The following is a 19,559-nucleotide window of genomic DNA, read 5'->3' as shown; positions in this document are numbered from 1 at the left end:
GCCGTTACTCCATATCCGGTGTAGTAGGGCGAGGTTGGCGCAAAATAATCCGTGTAAGCGCTTGCCGTTCTACGCGCTCTAGTCCAGTGAAAGCAAATAATCCAAAATAAACGAGCATTCCCAACGCCCCATACAAACCTACCTGAAAAAGATTGCGTGGCGGTTGAGAGGTGGCGAGTAAGAACACCGCCCCTCCCGCCATCAGCGCTTGTGGGTAGGTGCGCCAAATCACGCGGCGCCATACTTCACTGAAGGTTATCCCAATATCCCGTCGGAACGCATAGAGATAAAGAAGGCAGGCAGCCGCGTTCCCCACCACTGTCCCTAGAATAACTCCGGTAACGCCGAGCGAGCCTACGGCGATCAGGCTGACGAGAAGATTTACGATGGTGCTGATCAGAAGGGCGGGAAGCAGCACGGCGAGGCGGTTCATCCCGATCAACATGTTTTGCCCGACACGAATCAAAAGGTACATCAGCAGGTAACTTAAAAACAGGCGGGTTGCTGTCACGGTGTGAAGGTACTCTGCCCCAATCCAATAGCGCGTCATCGATTCCGCCAAGACGATCAACAGAATCGTCGCTGGAGCAGCGAAGGCGGCGGTGAAGCGCGTGGCGCGGAGCATCAGACGGCGTAGGGCGGGGAGATCGGCTTGGGCATAGAGTGCAGAGGCGGCGGGCACCATAAAGGGACCGATCAGCGTCGTTAGGGCAAAGACGAGAGTGTGCAAGCGGGCAGAAATGTCGTAATCGGTGAGTGCCGTTGTCGAGAGGCGTGTGGCAAGGATGATCTGATCCATTTGGTTATAAACTGTTGTGGCAAGGGCAAAAACAAACATTTTGCTGCTCAAACCGACCATTGCCCGCAGCACAGCCCGCGAAGGACAGTAGACCAAGCGCCACGCTGGAAACGCCCGTCGTCCCCAATAGATATGCCCAAGTAAGCGCACAAGTTCGCTCAGGAAGGTTGCCCAAGCAAGGGCATAAACACCCATTCCCGCCTGTAAAAAGAGGAGGCTTAACCCGCTGTAAAGGAAGATGCGGACGATATTAAGCCCTCGCGTCACATCGTACCGCTGCAACCCTTCGAGGACGCCTTGCACTGCTAGTGCCGGAAAATCAAAGAGGGTTTGCAGCGCCAAAATAAAGAGCAGGCTGCGGGCGGTGTCTAGGTGTTCCGGGGGGGTGCGAAAGAGGCTGCCACTAAAAGCGGCGGCAAAGACCAGCAGCCCTAAAGCAGTCACCCCGCCAATGAGTAGATAGGTGAGAAAGGCGCCACTGAAGGCTTCGTTTACTTTGCGCGGGTCTCCTTGTGCGTGGTATTCGGCAACATATTTGACAAGGGCAGAGAGAATGCCCAAATCAAAAATGATCAGTGCCCCCCGTGTGACGGAGAGCGAAAGGGTGAACACCCAGATGCCGTACAGTTCGCTGCCCAAACTGTGGATGAAATAGGGGGCAATCAAAAACCCAACAATGATATTCACTGTCAGGTTGAGGAGGTTAATAAGGGTGTTGATCGTGAGTTGGCGATACATCAAAACACTTCAACCGCCCTGCCCTAAAGGATTATCCAGCAGCCCCTAAAGCCTCACCCCAAACACCTTTTCCAAGATGCTTGAGGTGGCTATAGGGGAGAAAGCTCTAATTTCCCTGACGGTTTGGCTCTAAGCCGAACAATCCCGTTTTGATATTCGGCTGACGGTTATCTTCCCGCTCACGCCCAAAGGTGATCACATCGCCCGCTTCGGTGATCGCTTCCACCGCCAAGCCAAGCGATTGCAATTCCTTGACGAGGACGCGGAACGACGCCGGAATCCCCGGTTCTTCAATCGGGTCGCCCTTGACGATGGCTTCGTAGGTTTTCACCCGCCCTTGTACGTCGTCCGATTTCACCGTGAGCATTTCTTGGAGGGTGTACGCTGCGCCATAGGCTTCCAGCGCCCAGACTTCCATCTCCCCGAAGCGCTGACCGCCAAACTGTGCCTTCCCACCAAGCGGCTGCTGTGTGACAAGGCTGTATGGTCCCGTTGAGCGGGCATGAACCTTGTCTTCGACCAAGTGCGCCAGCTTCAGCATGTGGATCACACCGATGGTCACTGGGCGATCATAAGGCTGCCCCGTTTTTCCGTCGTAGAGCATCTGCTTGCCATAGATCGGCACGGGGAGTCCGGTCCGGATCGAGATGCGGTGCGCATACTCGCGCAGTTCTTCGCGGCTTAAACCTGCCGGCGTTTCTTCGCCAGAAGCAAATGCCGTCCACACATATAGAGTTAGGTCAATGGCGTTGGCATCAATGCGATCCCGCTCCGCTGAGGACATCCCTGTATTATCAAAGATCAGCACATCATCAGGATTCCAACCTTGTTCGCGCACCCACTCCCGCAGGACAGAACGGCGCAGATAGATATGCTCCAACATCAGCAGATCGCTGTCATAGTCGGGCTTGCCCGCCAGCCAATCACTCACGAACAAGCGGCGGACTTCCTCATCATCTTCCAGCTCTTCTTCGCTGTAACCTTGCGGATTGATCCATGCCCACGCCCGTTCGGTGATCGCTTCCCATGTGTAGTCGATCAGCCACGCCCGTCCGAGTTCTGCCTCAATCTCGCGTTCTTCCGCCCCGTCAAAAACGGGAGTCACGGCGCGGAAGCCAAGCTGCCCCGCTGCCCAACCGAGATGCGTTTCCAAGACCTGACCAATGTTCATACGCCCCGGCACGCCGAGGGGGTTCAAGATGATGTCGATGGGCGTCCCATCCTCAAGGTAGGGCATGTCTTCCAACGGCACAACCTTCGAGATCACACCTTTATTCCCATGCCGCCCCGCCATTTTGTCGCCCTGTGTCAGCTTACGGCGCTGCGCCACGCTGACGCGCACCATCTGCTCAACACCAGCCGGCAAATCGCGGTGTTCCTCGCGGTTGAAGATTTTCACATCAACCACCTTACCTCGTTCACCGTGCGGCAAACGCAGCGAAGTATCTTTCACTTCCCGCGCTTTTTCGCCAAAGATTGCCCGCAGCAGTTTTTCCTCTGGGCTAAGTTCTTTCTCGCCCTTCGGGGTGATCTTTCCAACGAGAATATCGTTCGGACCGACCTCTGCCCCAATGCGGACAATACCATCCTCATTCAGGTCTTTGAGCGCTTCTTCACCGACATTGGGAATGTCATAGGTGATTTCTTCCGGTCCCAGTTTGGTATCCCGCGCTTCGATCTCATGTTTTTCGATGTGGATCGAGGTGAACATGTCCTCACGCAGCAGGCGTTCGCTGATCAAGAGGGCGTCTTCGTAGTTGCCCCCTTCCCATGACAAGAAGGCACAGACCACATCGTGACCAAGCGCCAGATTGCCTGATTTTGTTGAGGAACTATCCGCGATCACATCGCGGCGGTTCACACGCTGCCCTTTTTCCACCACTGGGCGCTGATCAATGCACGTCGATTGGTTCGAGCGGGTGTATTTCCGCAGGCGATATTCGCGCAGGTCGCCGCTGTCGTCTTTGACAACGACCTTATCGCCCGTCACACTGATCACCTCGCCGGCAGCTTCCGCCAACAGCACCTGACCGGAGTCGTAGGCGGCTTGGTCTTCCATCCCCGTGCTAACAATCGGTACATCGGGGTTCAGCAGCGGCACAGCCTGACGCTGCATGTTCGATCCCATCAGGGCGCGGTTGGCGTCGTCATGCTCCAAGAAGGGGATCAACGCCGCTGAAATACCAACGATCTGCCGAGGGGCTACGTCCATATAATCGATGCGGTTGGGCGTTGTGTCCAAAAACTTCTGATGGAAACGCGACGAGATGCGATCCCCAGTGAACTGGCTGTGTTCATCGAGGGTGGCGTTGGCTTGGGCAATCATGAAGCGATCTTCTTCATCAGCCGAGAGGTAAACTGTCTCCCCGCTGACGAAGGGGCGAACGGGGACGGTCTTCATCTTCATCTGCTTAAATTTCTTCAGCAGCCCTTCGGTGATCACCGTCCCTTCCTCAACGATCACCTCATCATCGGCGTTCGTCAGGTCTTCACTAAGCTGCCGTCCAAACAAGCGCTCGTCGTTGAGCGCAAGCTCTTTGACGACTTTTCGGTAGGGCGTTTCGATGAATCCATAAGGGTTCACACGGGCATAGGTTGCCAAACGCCCAATCAAGCCAATGTTCGGACCTTCCGGCGTTTCAATCGGGCAGATGCGCCCGTAGTGGCTGTGATGCACGTCGCGGACATCGAAACCGGCACGTTCACGGCGCAAACCGCCCGGACCCAATGCCGAGAGTGTACGTTTATGGGTCAGTTCCGCCAGCGGGTTCGTCTGCTCCATGAATTGGCTCAGTTGGCTGCTGCCGAAAAATTCGCGGACGGCGGCAACAATCGGACGGATGTTGATCAGCGTCACGGGGGTGATCCGGTCTGCCTCTTTCATCGTCATCCGCTCGCGGATCACGCGCTCGGTACGGCGCAAGCCAACGCGCAGTTTGCTTTGGATCAATTCGCCAACCGTTTTCACGCGGCGGTTGCCGAGGTGATCAATGTCGTCTGGCTCTGCCTTGCGGTTGTTGATCATGATCATCCGCTCCACCACCTTGACGAGATCGTACTTCGTCACCGTGCGGATTTTGCGATCAATGATCGTGTCCAAGCCCATCCGTTGGTTCAGCTTGTAGCGCCCGACGCGCTCAAGGTCATAACGGCGCTGATCGAACAACTGCTGGCGCAAATACTCGCGGGCGTTGTCAAGGTTGGGCGGGTCGCCGGGGCGCATCCGCTTGAAGAATTCCAAGAGCGCCATTTCGCCAATGGTGCGCCCTTCTTTAATATCCCACTGCGGCTCGTTTTTGATCGTCGCTTCAAGGTAGTGATGATCGTCGGCATCATCGACATCTTTGAAGATCGCCAAGAGTTCTTCATCCGATCCGGTGCGGATCGGGGAGAGATCATCGTGATCATCAGAGACGGCAGCCAACGCCCGCAGCAGAATCGTCACGGGGACGGTGCGTTTGCGGTTGAACTTGACCGTGATGTAGTCGCTCTTGCGCGTTTCAAATTCCATCCACGCGCCGCGATCAGGAATCAGCTTCGCATTGGAGAGGTTGCGCCCGGTGGTACGTTCTTCTGCCACGTCAAAATAGACGCCGGGGGAGCGAATCAACTGGCTGACAACGACGCGCTCAATGCCATTGATGATGAACGTGCCGTTCTCTGTCATCAAGGGAAAATCACCGAGGAAAATATCGTTGACGAGAATCTCGTCGGTTTCTTTGTTGACCAACGCCACCCGCACATAAAGCGGGGCAGAGTAGGTCATGTCCCGCTCAAGGCACAGTTCCTCGCTGTGTTTGGGGTCTTCAAACCAATATTTCAGACCAAATTCATCCGTTTCCGGTTGAGGTCCGGGGAAATAGAGTTTGAGACTACCATTGTAACTTTCAATCGGGCTGATCTCCGAGAACAATTCGCCCATACCGTCGGTTTTGAACCACTCGAAGGATTGAAGCTGCACCTCAATGAGTGAGGGCAGTTCCTGCACATCGTGTGTTCGGGCGTAGTTCTTCGTGTCCAGTCGTTTTTTCATCGAATCGCTCCCGTGTGCTAGAGGTACTGGAAACGACAAATCAACTGTAGAAAACCGGGCGGTTCACAGTTGAAAGGGTCTGATTGGGTTTACTTGGAGAATAGTTCATGAATTTTGGATTGTACCGCAACGAACTAGCTTAAAGCAGGTTCGGCAAAAAGTCAAGCACGGGTTTTCAACGGCGTGGTATAGACTCCCCCCTAATCACCCTATCCCCCCATCCCTTGACATTGTACGGGGGGGGGGTAATATTAGCGGCGGTCTAGGATTACACCCGCGAGATTGCCTTCTTATGTCCCGTCGGATGCGTTTGTTCATTGCCCTTCTGTTCGCTACCCTAGCGTTTTACACCCTCACCATACCCTTATCTCCCGTACACTCACAGGGAGAGACGCCAACCCAAACCTACCTCATCGCGGCGGGGGACGCGCTGGCGCTCACCGAGGCGTTGGCGGGCGCGAACCACGCCGCAGAGTTTGGCGATGTGGCAACGGTAATCTACCTCGAAGGAGGGACGTACACCTTTGCCCTCCCCGGCTCGCCCTCTCAACCCATCCTCCCCACCGTGCGAGGAAACTTGACCCTCTACGGGAACAACGCCACCCTCCTCTTTCGCTATCTGGAAACCCCGCTCTACCCCGGCATCACGCCGATCATCATCATGCCGCAGGGTGATTTGACAATCCACCACGCCACGCTGCGGGTCATGGAGGGAAACGGACGGGCAATCACGAACTATGGTGCGCTCCATATCCTTGACGCGGTGATTGACACTGGCGACCCGACGGCGGCGGAAGGGGGAATCATCAATGAAGGTGAACTGCTCATCAGCCGGACGACCTTCGCCCACCACCGCCAACGGAGCGCAGCGGCAGTCGGTGGGGCGATCTATAATGTTGGGCAAATGTCTATCACCTGTGGACGTTTTCTGAATAACCGTGCCTCACAAGGGGGAGCGATTTACAATGCCGAGGGTGGGACGGCAGCCATTCATGAAAGCTATTTTGAGGGAAATTATGGCAATGGCGGCGGGGCGGTTTTCAACGGCGCAGAAAGCCCCCTTGACGCCAGTGGAAATTGGTGGGGGGCGGACGGTGTGCCAGAGGTGAACGAGACCACCTTTGTGGCGGATGCGGTCAGTACAAGCGTCACCTTCATGCCCGCTGCGGTGAGCGATCCGACCCAAACCTCTGGCTGCGCCTCACCGCCACCACAAACGCCGCCTATCCCCGCTACCCCACCGCCCGCCAATGCCCCCGTCCCGCCCCCCGATTTGCGCTCACCGCTCTCCTACGGCGGGTGTCCGCAAGCCGGGCAGGGAAATACCTGTCTCTACACGCTCATGCCCGATGGCACAACCCGCCAAATCAGCGGATTGCAGATGAGCAGCCCGCCCGTCTGGTCGCCGGACGGACAGAAGGCTGCCTATCAATCGTGGCGGCACGGACGCGGCGAACTCTTTGTTTACGACACGCTCACATGGGGGGAAATTCAGGTCACCGAGTCCTGGGGTTGGGAGGATAGTCACCCCACATGGTCACCGGATGGGGTGTATCTCCTCTTTGACTCGAATCGCCACCATGCTCGTTACGATGCGGTTTGGCTGGTCAAGGCGGATGGCACACAGCGCTTGAGTCCAACACCGATTGGCGTCCCACCCTACAACGCGATGCCCTACCCGCGCTACCCTACCTTCTCGCCCGATGGGACGACGATTGCCCTCACCCACCGCGCCTCGGCAAACCCCTTTGACCCCTATGGCTTGTGGCTGCTGCGGCGAGATACATTCGGCGCTTGGACACAGACAGCTCACCTCGTCTACCTCTACTACGGAGACAGCGGACGCCCTGCCTTCCCGCAGTGGTCGCCCGATGGGACGCGCTTGTACTACACGCTCAATGGGGTGATCCGGCGGGTGAACGATGTGGCGACAGCAGTCTACTACGGGACGACATTGGTTCAGGGCGGACAGTTTGACCTCTCCCCCGACGGGACGCAGATCGCCTATGTCTACCAGCAGACGTCCCCCACGATGCAAACTCAGTACCGCTTGGCGGAGGCGGATGGCTCGAATCCGCGTTTGGTCATGGCGTTGCCGGGACAGAGCAATGCCGATGGGTTGGGTTTTGGGCAAGCATCGGGGGGACGAATTGTCTTTGCCTCAGCACGCGATGAATTTCGCACTGGCAATGAGGGCGATTTAGAAATTTTCACAGCGAATCCTGATGGGTCAGGGCTTCAGCAACTTACTGAGAATACCGTCACCGATACCCAACCTGCTTTTTCACCCGATGGGACACGAATTGCCTATATTTCCACGCTAAATGGCAATCGTGATCTCTTTATCATGAACGCCGATGGGACCAATCCTATCAATCTGACCAATTCCCCATCTGTCAATGAAGATGAACCGGCGTGGTCGCCAGATAGCACTCGAATTGCCTTTACTTCAGACAATGATGGGCGGCGCAGCAACATTTGGATGATTATCCTTGCGACTGGACAGCCGATGCCATTAACCTCGCTGACGGGTGACGTGGGGACATGGGATACCAGTCCGGCATGGTCGCCGGAAGGGACGCGGATTGTATTTGTGCGGATTGGGGACAACCGCCTTGATCCGCCTCCCTCTACACCAACGCCTACACCGCCACCGGGAACACGCGATCCCAAGCGGCGACTGATCATCCTTGAGATAGCGACTGGACTGGAAACCGCTATTCCTGTAGCCGAACCTGCTTATGATTCGGCATGGATGCCTGTTTTGACGGCGGAAGGAAAACACCGTATCGCTTTTGTCTCCGAAGAGGGGGGATCATCCGAAATCTATTGCATTGATTTCGATCTTCCTTTAACGCAGGCGAGTGTCTTTCGGGTCACGGACGGCGCGGGGTGGTGGAATGACAGCCCGGCATGGTCACCGGATGGCAATTCTTTCCTGTTTGTTTCTAACCGCACGGGGAGCAGTCGGGATGGGAGTAGTGTGGCGGTGACCTTAGAGCGCCCCGGCAATCGTCGACTCTGGACAGCCACACCCATCCAGAATAGCGCCTTAACGCCCATCACCGCCGGAATTGATGGGGACATCGCACCTTCTTGGGGACGTTCTTCCGCTGTTTTGGTGATACCACCATCACCGCCAACGATTAACCCTGACCTCGAATTGGCAAAATACGGCGTGGAGGCGACTGGGGGATGGTCAACCCTCGAAAAACTGAACATCCTCGCCGGTGTGCGCAAAACGGCATTGGCATTGGCGATGCACACGCGGCACATGGAGATCGGCAACACCAGTGGCATTCCCGCCGAAGGGCGAAACGCGCCAAGCGATGTGTTTCGGCGCGTCATGGCGGCATCCAACCCCTCTGCCCCAACGTTGATTCGTATCATGCGTCAAACCGGAGCGCAAACGACCCATTGTGAGGCAACTGCCATTGGCACACCGCAAGGCGTAGATGCCCTGATTCAGTGTAACTATGCCGCGACAGCCGTCATGAGCGAACACACCATTGTCCATGAATTGGGGCATGTTTTCTACTACCGCAGCGGGCGTGGTAATCCTTATCTATTAAATGTTGGCTTGGGCGACTACATCGAAGATCCGAGTGAAGAAAATAGGCGGCAGATCAATTCGGAAAGAGTGATTCGGGACAATTTACGCACTGATTTACGTTTTGAGGAACGTCCAGTAATGGGTGTAGTCGTCCAACAAAGTGTTCTGGATTGGCAACGCGGGAAAGATGGCTGGGGGAGCGGTCCCGCAACAATAAATGAGGGCGTAGGGCGACGTTTCCAACAAAATGCTTTTGATGTTCCACAGCCCTACGATGCTGGCGGAAGTCAGGCGGAAGAATATGAAGAAACTGGTGCGGATATGTTTCTGAATTGGGTCTATCGCATGGTCTTGGATGATCTCTCACTTGATACAGGGTTCAAGAACCGTGCATGGCGCATCGAGGTTTCTCTAAATGTTGCCTACTGCCAACGAAAATATCTTGGCTGTGAATACACCGCCCACCGTCCCGGTGACAAGCGCTTTGATTGGATGAATCGTGTCCTGCAAGCCATTTTCGATGGGAATAGCACCACTTGGAAAAACTAAAGCGAGGTAAGCAAACCATGAACACAGTCTCTTTACCCAAACGTCTGGGGTTGATTCTCCTCCTTTGCTGTTTTGGAGTAATTTACAGCACGCCTAGCGATGCGCAATCATTCACGCTAACGAACCTTCGCTTTACAGCTTGGAGTTACGATGGTAGATGGATTGCTGGTGGAGGCGACCAAGGCTATGTGTTTGTTTGGGATGCCACCACACAACAGCTTGAATTCGTCTTAGAGGAACATACGGCGGCGATTTGCTCTCTAGCATGGAGTCATAATAGCCGTTGGCTTGCTAGTGGGGGTTGCAATGGTAAAGTAATCATTTGGAACATTGAAGGGCGTCTAGTCTATCGAACACATTATGATTCTACTGTAGCAGCAACATCAGTGGCATGGAATAGCACAGATGAATGGCTTGGAATTTGTTACCCTGAAGTGTCCATGACCGCAATTCATAATACTTCAGATGGAAACCTTGTTTGGGATATCAACCGTGGCTCTCCCATTGCTTTTTCGCCTGACAATCGACGCTTGTCATTTGCGAATGGCGATTCAATAGCTCTCTACGACTATGTGGCATTTCAAAATGAGCGATTTGAGGACAGTGATAACTATTTGTTATCCATGGATTGGCGACCTGATGGAGCATTTGTCGCTGGAGGGGGTGGGGTACAAACGGGCAGTTTTACCGTGTGGGAGGCTGCCACCGGAGCAATTGTCATTGACACTTATGGTCAGCACACGGATACCATTTACAGTGTCGATTGGAGTCCTGATGGGCGCTATGTGTTGACAGGTGGGCGGGATGGGAAGGTATTGGTTTGGGATGCCCAGACATGGCAGCCTGTTCAGACGTTCACCAGCCCTACTGGATCGCCCGTCACTTCGGTATCGTGGGGTGCGGATAGTCGCTCGTTTGTTTTCGTTGATGAGAGCGCTAATTTACATATTGAGCACGTGGGTGAAACAGCGATCATTCCCCCCGGCGGCGATCCCGTCTGCCCCGGCGGTGGGGGCGTCTGGGTGTGGGAAAATGGCTTCCCCATCTTCATCTGCCAACCAAATTGGGAGTAGCGAATTGGCGTGTGATGGCAGGGCGGGCAGTTTGACCTCTCCCCCGACGGGACGCAGATCGCCTATGTCTACCAGCAGACGTCCCCCACGATGCAAACTCAGTACCGCTTGGCGGAGGTGGATGGCTCGAATCCGCGCGTGGTGCTGGCGCTGCCGGGACAGAGCAATGCCGATGGGTTGGGCTTTGGGCAGGCGAATCCCCAATATTGTCGCGTCATCATCAACACAGGCGAAACCATGTATGGGTTTAGTGATCCTGAAGACGCCCTCCGCTTACGAGATAGTGTGCCCGCCAGACGTTTTGAAAAAGCCTTGAATCTAGCCTCGTATCAGGGGGCTTATTCAAAGGATGATGTAGCCTCCCTCGATATCGTGCAATACTACAAAGACAAAGCCTATAACATTGTTGAGGTGGAAGCGACGTATATTACTCCTCAATCGGGACCCGCTCGCTTCTGGATGTACGCTGGCTATGGGCTTACACTCGTCAGTGGTGATTGTGCTACAGCCCCTGTTCAGGCTCAACTGCCTGAATGTATTGTGGATGGCAATCTGACGAACGGGGCAAGCTATGATGTTTTGAGGGTTCCCGTTTCCAATAATCTGCCCTCATCTAAGATTCCGGCGAGTGCCAATTCACGGGATTACAAAATCATCGAGAAGCATGTAGATTACAAGAATGTCACATGGTTTTATGTCTCTCAGATTTTCCTTCAAGGAGGGACAACCCCATCAGGTGACGCCATAACCGGATGGGTGGAAAAATCGTTCTTCTATGCCGATGAAAACAACCCTCCACCGTGCCTTAGTACACTTCTTCGTGCCACGCGCTATGACATCGATCCAAATGACTCGGCGTTATCTTGGCGTACTTACGAGGGTAATCCATCCCCCAAATTCTCTGATTGGCCCGTTGATCCTGCCATTTTGTGCGAAACCCCACGACGAGAAATTCATACCTTGGGAATTCAAGGGCGAGACCACAACTACCCGCGTGGCACCCATCATGCCGCAGACTTTTTCATCCCAACGGATAGACCGATCCACGCACGGGCGGTAGCGGATGGCATTGTGGTGGGCATCAACATAGACGGCAACGAAGGGTCACATTATCAGTGGGGCGGGACGGTCAGTGAAACGAGTGGCTATGCGGTCATCATTCGGCATGGGCATTTCTATATTCTCTATGGTCATCTGGAGTCCATCCATGCTGAGTCCATCTATGTGGGCGCGGTGATCCGAACGGGGGAGCAACTTGGCGTCATTGGTCAATTCACAGCGGATGGCATTTCTAGCGAGACACATCTCCATTTGGAAGTTCACAGCTATGGCTCGCAGGTTTATAACCCTGAGGCTGATCCGCCCTTACCCCTACGCCTAGAGATCGCGCCCAATGGTATTTTGCCTCGTCAGGTAGGCACTGCGGGGGAAATTATCCCCCCGCATCTCTACGATGTCATGCAGTTCCTGCCGAGTAGTGATGCCAGTTTTGCTTTCTCACCAGATGTTTTAACCAATGCGCCAAACCCTTTTGATCCCCAAAAGACGGTGGGGCAAGCCTCGTTGCAAGTTCAAATGAATTGCTTCCTCGATTATTATTCCGCACTACCCGGTACAGGGTATATCGTTCAGCACAATGGCTACAGGGGTTTTGTGGGATACGGAACAGAAGCATTTGCCTCCCCGCTGGTCATTACCGAACCGAATCACTAACGAAAGGATTCCAAAATCATGCGTCGCAACGGAATTCGTGTTTTTACAATCTTGTTCATAACGATCTTTTTGATAATTGCCAAACTGACAACGTTAAAAGCACAAGCAACTATCGATTTCGTTGTCCATTTAGGTTCTGGTGACTATGAGCATAGTTGGTCATGGGATAGCCAGTATTTTATCTTTCAGGGCTATGAGTGGTTTTCCTATGACGTGCAAAACAAACAGCTTGCCATCACAGAGGGGGCATGGCCCCTGCAAGTGCCATTAACGGAGGCTCAACGCCAAGCCTTTGAGGTTGGTACAGACCCCGATGGAAACACGAGTTTTTTCCTGCGCTCTCCCAATGGACGGTACATTGTCTATGTCACCAGCCACGAGACAGACAAAGGCTCCTTTGGAAATGCCAACAGTCTTGGGTTAGCGGATCTCACCTCAGAGGAGCATGTTCTCCTTGAGGGTACATACACTGATTACTTTGATAATTTCAGAGCCAATTACGAGGTCTTGTGGAGTGCTGATAGTTCGGCGTTCATCCTGAATCACCACACGCTTGCCCCGAAGACCTTCTATATCTCCAATTTTAATGAGGGGTTGAATAATACAAATATTGTGTCTTTACATGATGGCATTCGTGTAGGAGATGTTACTTTAACATACTTTAAACTCTATGATATTTCGCTGGATGGGGACTATTTATTACTGGGTGTTCCCGACAAGCGCGGTCTCACCATCTGGCAAACCCGAATGCCTCATGAAACACTTTTTGTTCCCCTCGTTGATAGGGGGTTAGGGTTTGGGAAATTCGTGGCGGGGCATCATGCCGTTCGCTACATCACTAGCACAGGGTTATACGAACACAACATCCTCACTAGGGCGACAACATTGATTAGCAGCGACCTGAATACCGCCGAGGGTGACCGGTTCTGGTTTTCGCCTGATGGGAACAAAGTCGCCATCATGAAAGACCGTGATTTTTATATGGCGTATCTCCCTGCTTATACGGAACCAACGCCCACACCGCTCCCCACCGCCTTCCCTCACCCCACCGGATACCCCGGCGGCGACCCCGTCTGCCCCGGCGGTGGCGGCGAGTGGATGTGGGAAAATGGCTTCCCCATCTTCATCTGCCAACCAAATTGGGAGTAGCGAATTGGCGTGTGATGGCAGGGCGGGCAGTTTGACCTCTCCCCCGATGGGACGCAGATCGCCTATGTCTACCAGCAGACGTCCCCGACGATCCAAACCCAGTACCGCTTGGCGGAGGTGGATGGGTCGAATCCGCGCGTGGTGCTGGCGCTGCCGGGGCAGAGCAATGCCGATGGGTTGGGCTTTGGGCAGGCGCAGCAACCCACATGCAAAGTGACAGTCGCAGAGGGACGGAATCCATCGTACTTCACGACGCCATTAGAGATGCTCGGTCGGCAACTAACGACAGGGAGTCTCCCCAGTGGAACGATTATCGAGGTTGATTTAAGATCGTTCGTAAATCCCAACCTTGTGCGCATTCGCACTAACGCAACCGATCCCGCTTCTGTGGGTCGCTGGTTCTATGCAGGAGGTGGTAATGTCACACAGACACCACAACAGCAGCAGGACACGCCTTGTAATGTACTCACAACCCAAGTTATTGATCCCTTAACGGCGCTCACTGAGCTTGAGCAGGATTACGGCGTGTTGTTGCGAAATGAAAGCACGTTCGTCTGGACGGAAACCGAAATCGTCGAGATTTATAAAGGCGTGGTGACGACGGCAGCAGCCCTCGACCGCTTATCAGATTCCTCCCGCATAACGCCAGAGCTATTCCGGCAGATCATGATCACTGGGGATACCCTACCTTACATCGTGCTGTATAAGGCAGTGGGTACGCCAAATTCGCAAGAAATTGCCGTCGCTTATACAGTTCCTTCAGGGACTGAAACCAAGAGCGTATCATTTGGAAATAATGTGAATGATGCGAGCGACAACATCACTGATGGCGGCTGCGTTACATTCCAAGGAACTGGCGCAACAACTGCACCATCACCAATCCCTCGAACGATTGTCTGTAATTCACTCTCAATTACCGCTGGTAGTGAGATGATATTGGCTGGAGCGAGCGGTCAAACGAACTTGGCGTTCATGCAGTATCTCTTGGTGCATGAACTGGGACATGTCTTCGATAATCGCACGACCTCAACGAATTGTAGTCCGACCTCGGCAACATCACCTTGCCGCTTGCTCAATCTTGCTTTTCAGGGGCTTGCGAGTGGAAGTTGTCCTGCCTACTTGCGAGACTCACTCCGTGCTGATGCGCTTTCAGAACTTCCTGATGGGAGTCCTGACTTAAGCTTTACGACAACTTGCACCAGTGTGGAAGATGCAGACTCTTTTAGAGTGATCGGCATACGAAGTGATTTAGGTCAATATGGTAGGCGTGATAGGGGTTGGGGAGCCGGTCCCGACAATATCTTCACGGATTTCCAGCAGCATCCAGCCGATGTATTTGCCTCAGATCCTCTGGTGCTTGTCCTTGAAGAAGAGGCTGCAGATATGTTCTTGAATTGGGTGTACCGGACTATAAGCAATATCCCGTTTACTTACCTCGATCCACTCAGTGTGCCTGGAACCTGGAGCGGCTTTCGAAATCAATCTTGGGGTACTTACGGGTCTAATGCTTACACCGGTAGCGATAGCACCTATCCTGGCGATGCACGGTTGGAATGGATGCAAATCATCATGCAGAACATTTTTGATGAGAAGGGTTGGTAACCACATGCCCAAAATACCTCTCAAGTCTCAGCTTTTGCTGGTGGCAATCACGCTAGTTCTATTCAGTATCCACCCTGTCGTTGGGTCAGCTCAAAATGTAGAGGCTGTTCTATTGGATGTTGCGTGGAGTCCCGATGGGACAATGCTAGCTAGTATTGCAAATGATGGCACTTTCAATATTACGGTGCCAAGCCAAAATACTACAGTCTTTGAGTTTGCACGCCCAAGTACATTGGTTAAAGCAGCCGTTGCGTGGAACCCGCTTGGAGACCGACTCACCGTAGGCATAGGTAATCGTATGTACATCTGGAATGTGGAGACCTGGCAACTACTGCATGAATATGAAGTGGGGTTACCGAGCGGTTTTTTCACATGGATAGATGTAGACAATATCCCAGAAGGCGTGCAGACGATCACATGGAGCCTAGATGGACGCTATGTTGTCGCCGGTACATACAGCTATGAAACAAGCGTCTGGGATACACAGCAAGGGCAACTAATTTTTCGCGATGGCGATTTATCAGGTGGCGGACCGGGGCGAGTGTGGCTCAATAACGATGGTCGTATGGGAGATGGCGCAAACTGGCTCAATGCATTTACAGGTGATCGTACCCGTCCTCCAACAGAAGACATCCAAAGACGATTTGGCGGTAATGCTGAAGGCGGCACAACCGAACCCAGACCAGACAACAGTCAGATCGCTTGGGGGACTATTGATGGCTATTTACTGATCATCGATCTCAACACAACGTGGGCTGTCATAGGCATCGAAGTCACAGACAGTACACCGCCAGCGCCGAGACGCAACATTTCTGATATATCTTGGAATGGAACTGGGGAATTTATAGGAGTGGTCTCCAATGATGGAGAATTATACGTTGTCAATTTAGCTACAAGAGAAGTAGCTACTGTTTTAAACGTGGCGGGTCGGTTAACTACTGTGAATTGGAACCCCACCAATAACCTTGTCACCTATGCTGGCGTAAGCAGTACAGGGGAGTCCATTTTGGAAACGGTAGATGTCAGCGGGATCGCTGGTGTGCCAACGGTAGTGCCTACCCTCACACCGCCAACCGCGACGCCCCCTCTCCCTACCGCCTACCCTCATCCCACCGGCATTCCCGGCGGCGCCCCCATCTGCCCCGGCGGTGGCGGCGAGTGGGTGTGGGAAAATGGCTTCCCCATCTTCATCTGCCAACCAAATTGGGAGTAGCGAATTGGCGTGTGATGGCAGGGCGGGCAGTTTGACCTCTCCCCCGACGGGACGCAGATCGCCTATGTCTACCAGCAGACGTCCCCCACGATGCAAACTCAGTACCGCTTGGCGGAGGTGGATGGCTCGAATCCGCGCGTGGTGCTGGCGCTGCCGGGGCAGAGCAATGCCGATGGGTTGGGCTTTGGGCAGGCGCAGCAACCCATGCAAAGTGACAGTCGCAGAGGGACGGGATCCATCGTACTTCACGACGCCATTAGAGATGCTCGGTCGGCAACTAACGACAGGAGTCTCCCAGTGGAACGATTATCGAGGTTGATTTAAGATCGTTCGTAAATCCCAACCTTGTGCGCATTCGCACTAACGCAACCGATCCCGCTTCTGTGGGTCGCTGGTTCTATGCAGGAGGTGGTAATGTCACACAGACACCACAACAGCAGCAGGACACGCCTTGTAATATACTCACAACCCAGTTATTGATCCTTAACGGCGCTCACTGAGCTTGAGCAGGATTACGGCGTGTTGTTGCGAAATGAAGCACGTTCGTCTGGACGGAAACCGAAATCGTCGAGATTTATAAAGGCGTGGTGACGACGGCAGCAGCCCTCGACCGCTTATCAGATCCTCCCGCATAACGCCAGAGCTATTCCGGCAGATCATGATCACTGGGGATACCCTACCACATCGTGCTGTATAAGGCAGTGGGTACGCCAAATTCGCAAGAAATTGCCGTCGCTTATACAGTTCCTTCAGGACTGAAACCAAGAGCGTATCATTTGGAAATAATGTGAATGATGCGAGCGACAACATCACTGATGGCGGCTGCGTTACATTCAAGGAACTGGCGCAACAACTGCACCATCACCAATCCCTCGAACGATTGTCTGTAATTCACTCTCACCATTACCGCTGGTAGTGAGATGATATTGGCTGGAGCGAGCGGTCAAACGAACTTGGCGTTCATGCAGTATCTCTTGGTGCATGAACTGGGACATGTCTTCGATAATCGCACGACCTCAACGAATTGTAGTCCGACCTCGGCAACATCACCTTGCCGCTTGCTCAATCTTGCTTTTCAGGGGGTATCAAGCGGTATTTGTCCCACATTTTTAAGGGACACCCTTCGTACAGATTCAACTTCTCCTATTCCAACTCAAGTTGCTCCATTGCAATTTGACACAACTTGCGTCTATGTAGTCAACAGTCGTGTCTTCACAATTATTGGGAATACCAAGTCTAGTCAATATATCAGACGAGATCGCGGGTGGGGAAGCGGTCCTGACAATATTTTCACTGACTTTCAGCAACATCCAGCCGAAGTGTTTGCTTCAGACTCTACTGTGTTGGTTCTCGAAGAAGAAGCCGCTGATATGTTCCTGAATTGGGTTTACCGAACTATAAGTGACGTTCTGTTTACGTATCGGGAAAGTGTACCAGGATTTTGGAACGGATTTCGCAATCAATCTTGGGGAATCTTCGGACCAGATACATTCAATGGCAACGATGATAGCTATCCGGGTGATGCCCGACTGGAATGGATGCACATCGTCATGCAGAACATCTTCGATGAGAAAGGTTGGTAACCCATGCCGATACGACGTCGCGCCGTTCAAGTGTTCATTCTACTGGCAATTGCGGCACTCTCTTTCGCCGTTAACGTGAATAGGCTATGGGGACAAAACGCACCTTCTATGATCCTTGATGTGGCATGGAGTCCCAACGGTGAGAGACTGGCTATGGTGGATAACAGTGGTACGCTTCGCATTAGGGTATCTGATCAAAGCACAGACATTTTTCACTTTACACGCCCCCTTGTGTTGTACAAGGCATCTATTACTTGGAGTCCACAAGGGGAACGACTCGCTGCTGGCATTGGTAATAGGATGTATATCTGGAACACCACTTCGTGGCAATTAGTTTACGAGTTTGCCGTAGGCGATCCTGATGGGTTCTTCACATTTGATTCTATTCAAAATATCCCAGAAGGAGTACAAAAGATTACATGGAGTGTGGATGGGCGCTATGTGGTCGTCGGTACATACAGTTATGAAACGAGTGTATGGGATAACCAAGAGAGTCGGTCAATCTTTCAAGAAGGAGATTTATCCGGTGGTGGACCCGGAAGAGTTTGGTTGGGTGATAATGGATGGCTGGGAGATGGCGCAACGAAAGTAAATGTATTTTCAGGTGAACTCATTGTTCCCAGCGTTGAAGATATTCAAAATAGATATGGGGGATCTGCTGAAGGGGGTGCAACAGAACCTCGACCAGACAATACTCAGATAGCTTGGGGGAATAACACTGGCTTTCTGCTAATTTACAATCTAAATACTCTTCAAGGTGTAAATGCTATTGAAGTCACAGACAGCATACCGCCAGCACCGAGGCGCAGCATTGCCGACATTTCATGGGATGGTACGTGGAATTTCATCGCGGTTGTGTCACATGACGGTGAGCTTTACATTGTCAATCTCTTGACTGAAGATGTGGCAACCGTTCTGAATATCAATGGGCAGTTGAACGCAGTGAATTGGAACCCCACCAATAACCTTGTCACCTATGCTGGCGTAAGCAGTACGGGGGAGTCCATTTTGGAAACGGTGGATGTCAGCGGGATCGCTGGTGTGCCAACGGTAGTGCCCACACCTCACCCCACGCCCAGCGGCGGCTTCATCATTCCTCCCGGCGATCCCGTCTGCCCCGGCGGTGGTGGCGAGTGGATATGGGTCGATGGGGAGTTGGTCTTCGTCTGCGGGGTCACATGGGAGTAGGCGGACGGTGGCGGAGCGTCCAGAATAACCGGCGGCGGATCGTGTACACTGCCCGCAGATCGTTAGCGGGGACTGCGGGAGTCTGCCCCTCCCGACGGCGACGCCGACACCAACCATGACGCCCACCCCCACCCCAACCCTCCCCCCAGCGGTCTGCCACGTTCTGATCCTGCCGAACTTCGGCACGCCCACGCCGACAGGGGCGCTGACCGGCACACCACCGCCTGATCTGCGCCGTGTCTACCACACCCCTGAAGAAGCAGCGACGGAAACAGGCGAAGGGGTGTTCACCGTGCCAGCGGGGTTTGTGCTGGGGCTGTATCAACGGGCTAACCAGTACCCGGCGGTAGCCTTCACCCAAATCGT

11 protein-coding genes are annotated in these 19,559 nt (G+C 53.5%); 9 read left to right on the top strand and 2 right to left on the bottom strand.

The window, feature by feature from the left end:
* Nucleotides 1-4: 4 nt before the first annotated feature.
* On the bottom strand, nucleotides 5-1,537 hold the full coding sequence (locus HS103_00055) for an oligosaccharide flippase family protein (protein ID MBE7511193.1): 1,533 nt from the start codon (nucleotides 1,535-1,537) through the stop codon (nucleotides 5-7).
* Between the two features lie 106 nt (nucleotides 1,538-1,643).
* The gene (locus tag HS103_00050) at nucleotides 1,644-5,570 is read right to left on the bottom strand and encodes a DNA-directed RNA polymerase subunit beta (protein MBE7511192.1); all 3,927 of its coding nucleotides are present in this window, start codon (nucleotides 5,568-5,570) and stop codon (nucleotides 1,644-1,646) included.
* 292 nt (nucleotides 5,571-5,862) lie between these two features.
* On the opposite strand from HS103_00050, the gene HS103_00045 reads away from it, so the two are divergent.
* The 9 genes from HS103_00045 to HS103_00005 all read left to right on the top strand — a co-directional run.
* The gene (locus tag HS103_00045; protein MBE7511191.1) at nucleotides 5,863-9,672 is read left to right on the top strand and encodes a PD40 domain-containing protein; all 3,810 of its coding nucleotides are present in this window, start codon (nucleotides 5,863-5,865) and stop codon (nucleotides 9,670-9,672) included.
* The gene (locus tag HS103_00040; protein ID MBE7511190.1) at nucleotides 9,660-10,745 is read left to right on the top strand and encodes a hypothetical protein; all 1,086 of its coding nucleotides are present in this window, start codon (nucleotides 9,660-9,662) and stop codon (nucleotides 10,743-10,745) included. Before HS103_00045 ends, HS103_00040 begins: the two co-directional genes overlap by 13 nt.
* A 90-nt stretch (nucleotides 10,746-10,835) precedes the next feature.
* A complete protein-coding gene (locus tag HS103_00035; GenBank protein MBE7511189.1) occupies nucleotides 10,836-12,458 on the top strand; it encodes a M23 family metallopeptidase in 1,623 nt (540 codons plus the stop codon).
* An 18-nt stretch (nucleotides 12,459-12,476) separates the two neighbouring features.
* Complete coding sequence (locus HS103_00030) at nucleotides 12,477-13,607, top strand: hypothetical protein (protein MBE7511188.1); 1,131 nt, start codon at nucleotides 12,477-12,479, stop codon at nucleotides 13,605-13,607.
* Between the two features lie 138 nt (nucleotides 13,608-13,745).
* Nucleotides 13,746-15,209, top strand: a complete 1,464-nt coding sequence (locus HS103_00025) for a hypothetical protein (GenBank protein ID MBE7511187.1) — start codon at nucleotides 13,746-13,748, stop codon at nucleotides 15,207-15,209.
* 4 nt (nucleotides 15,210-15,213) lie between these two features.
* Complete coding sequence (locus tag HS103_00020; protein ID MBE7511186.1) at nucleotides 15,214-16,422, top strand: WD40 repeat domain-containing protein; 1,209 nt, start codon at nucleotides 15,214-15,216, stop codon at nucleotides 16,420-16,422.
* 962 nt (nucleotides 16,423-17,384) lie between these two features.
* Complete coding sequence (locus HS103_00015; GenBank protein MBE7511185.1) at nucleotides 17,385-18,005, top strand: hypothetical protein; 621 nt, start codon at nucleotides 17,385-17,387, stop codon at nucleotides 18,003-18,005.
* A gap of 3 nt (nucleotides 18,006-18,008) precedes the next feature.
* A complete protein-coding gene (locus tag HS103_00010; GenBank protein ID MBE7511184.1) occupies nucleotides 18,009-19,193 on the top strand; it encodes a WD40 repeat domain-containing protein in 1,185 nt (394 codons plus the stop codon).
* A 115-nt stretch (nucleotides 19,194-19,308) separates the two neighbouring features.
* Nucleotides 19,309-19,559, top strand: a 251-nt coding sequence (locus HS103_00005; protein ID MBE7511183.1) for a hypothetical protein, incomplete at its 3' end; no start/stop codon positions are given.

It is taken from the genome of Anaerolineales bacterium (assembly GCA_015075625.1).
In the GTDB taxonomy this organism is placed as follows: Bacteria; Chloroflexota; Anaerolineae; order Aggregatilineales; family UBA2796; genus UBA2796.
The sequence above is the reverse complement of the archived record's forward strand: the minus strand, read 5'-3'. Positions and strand labels throughout refer to the sequence as shown.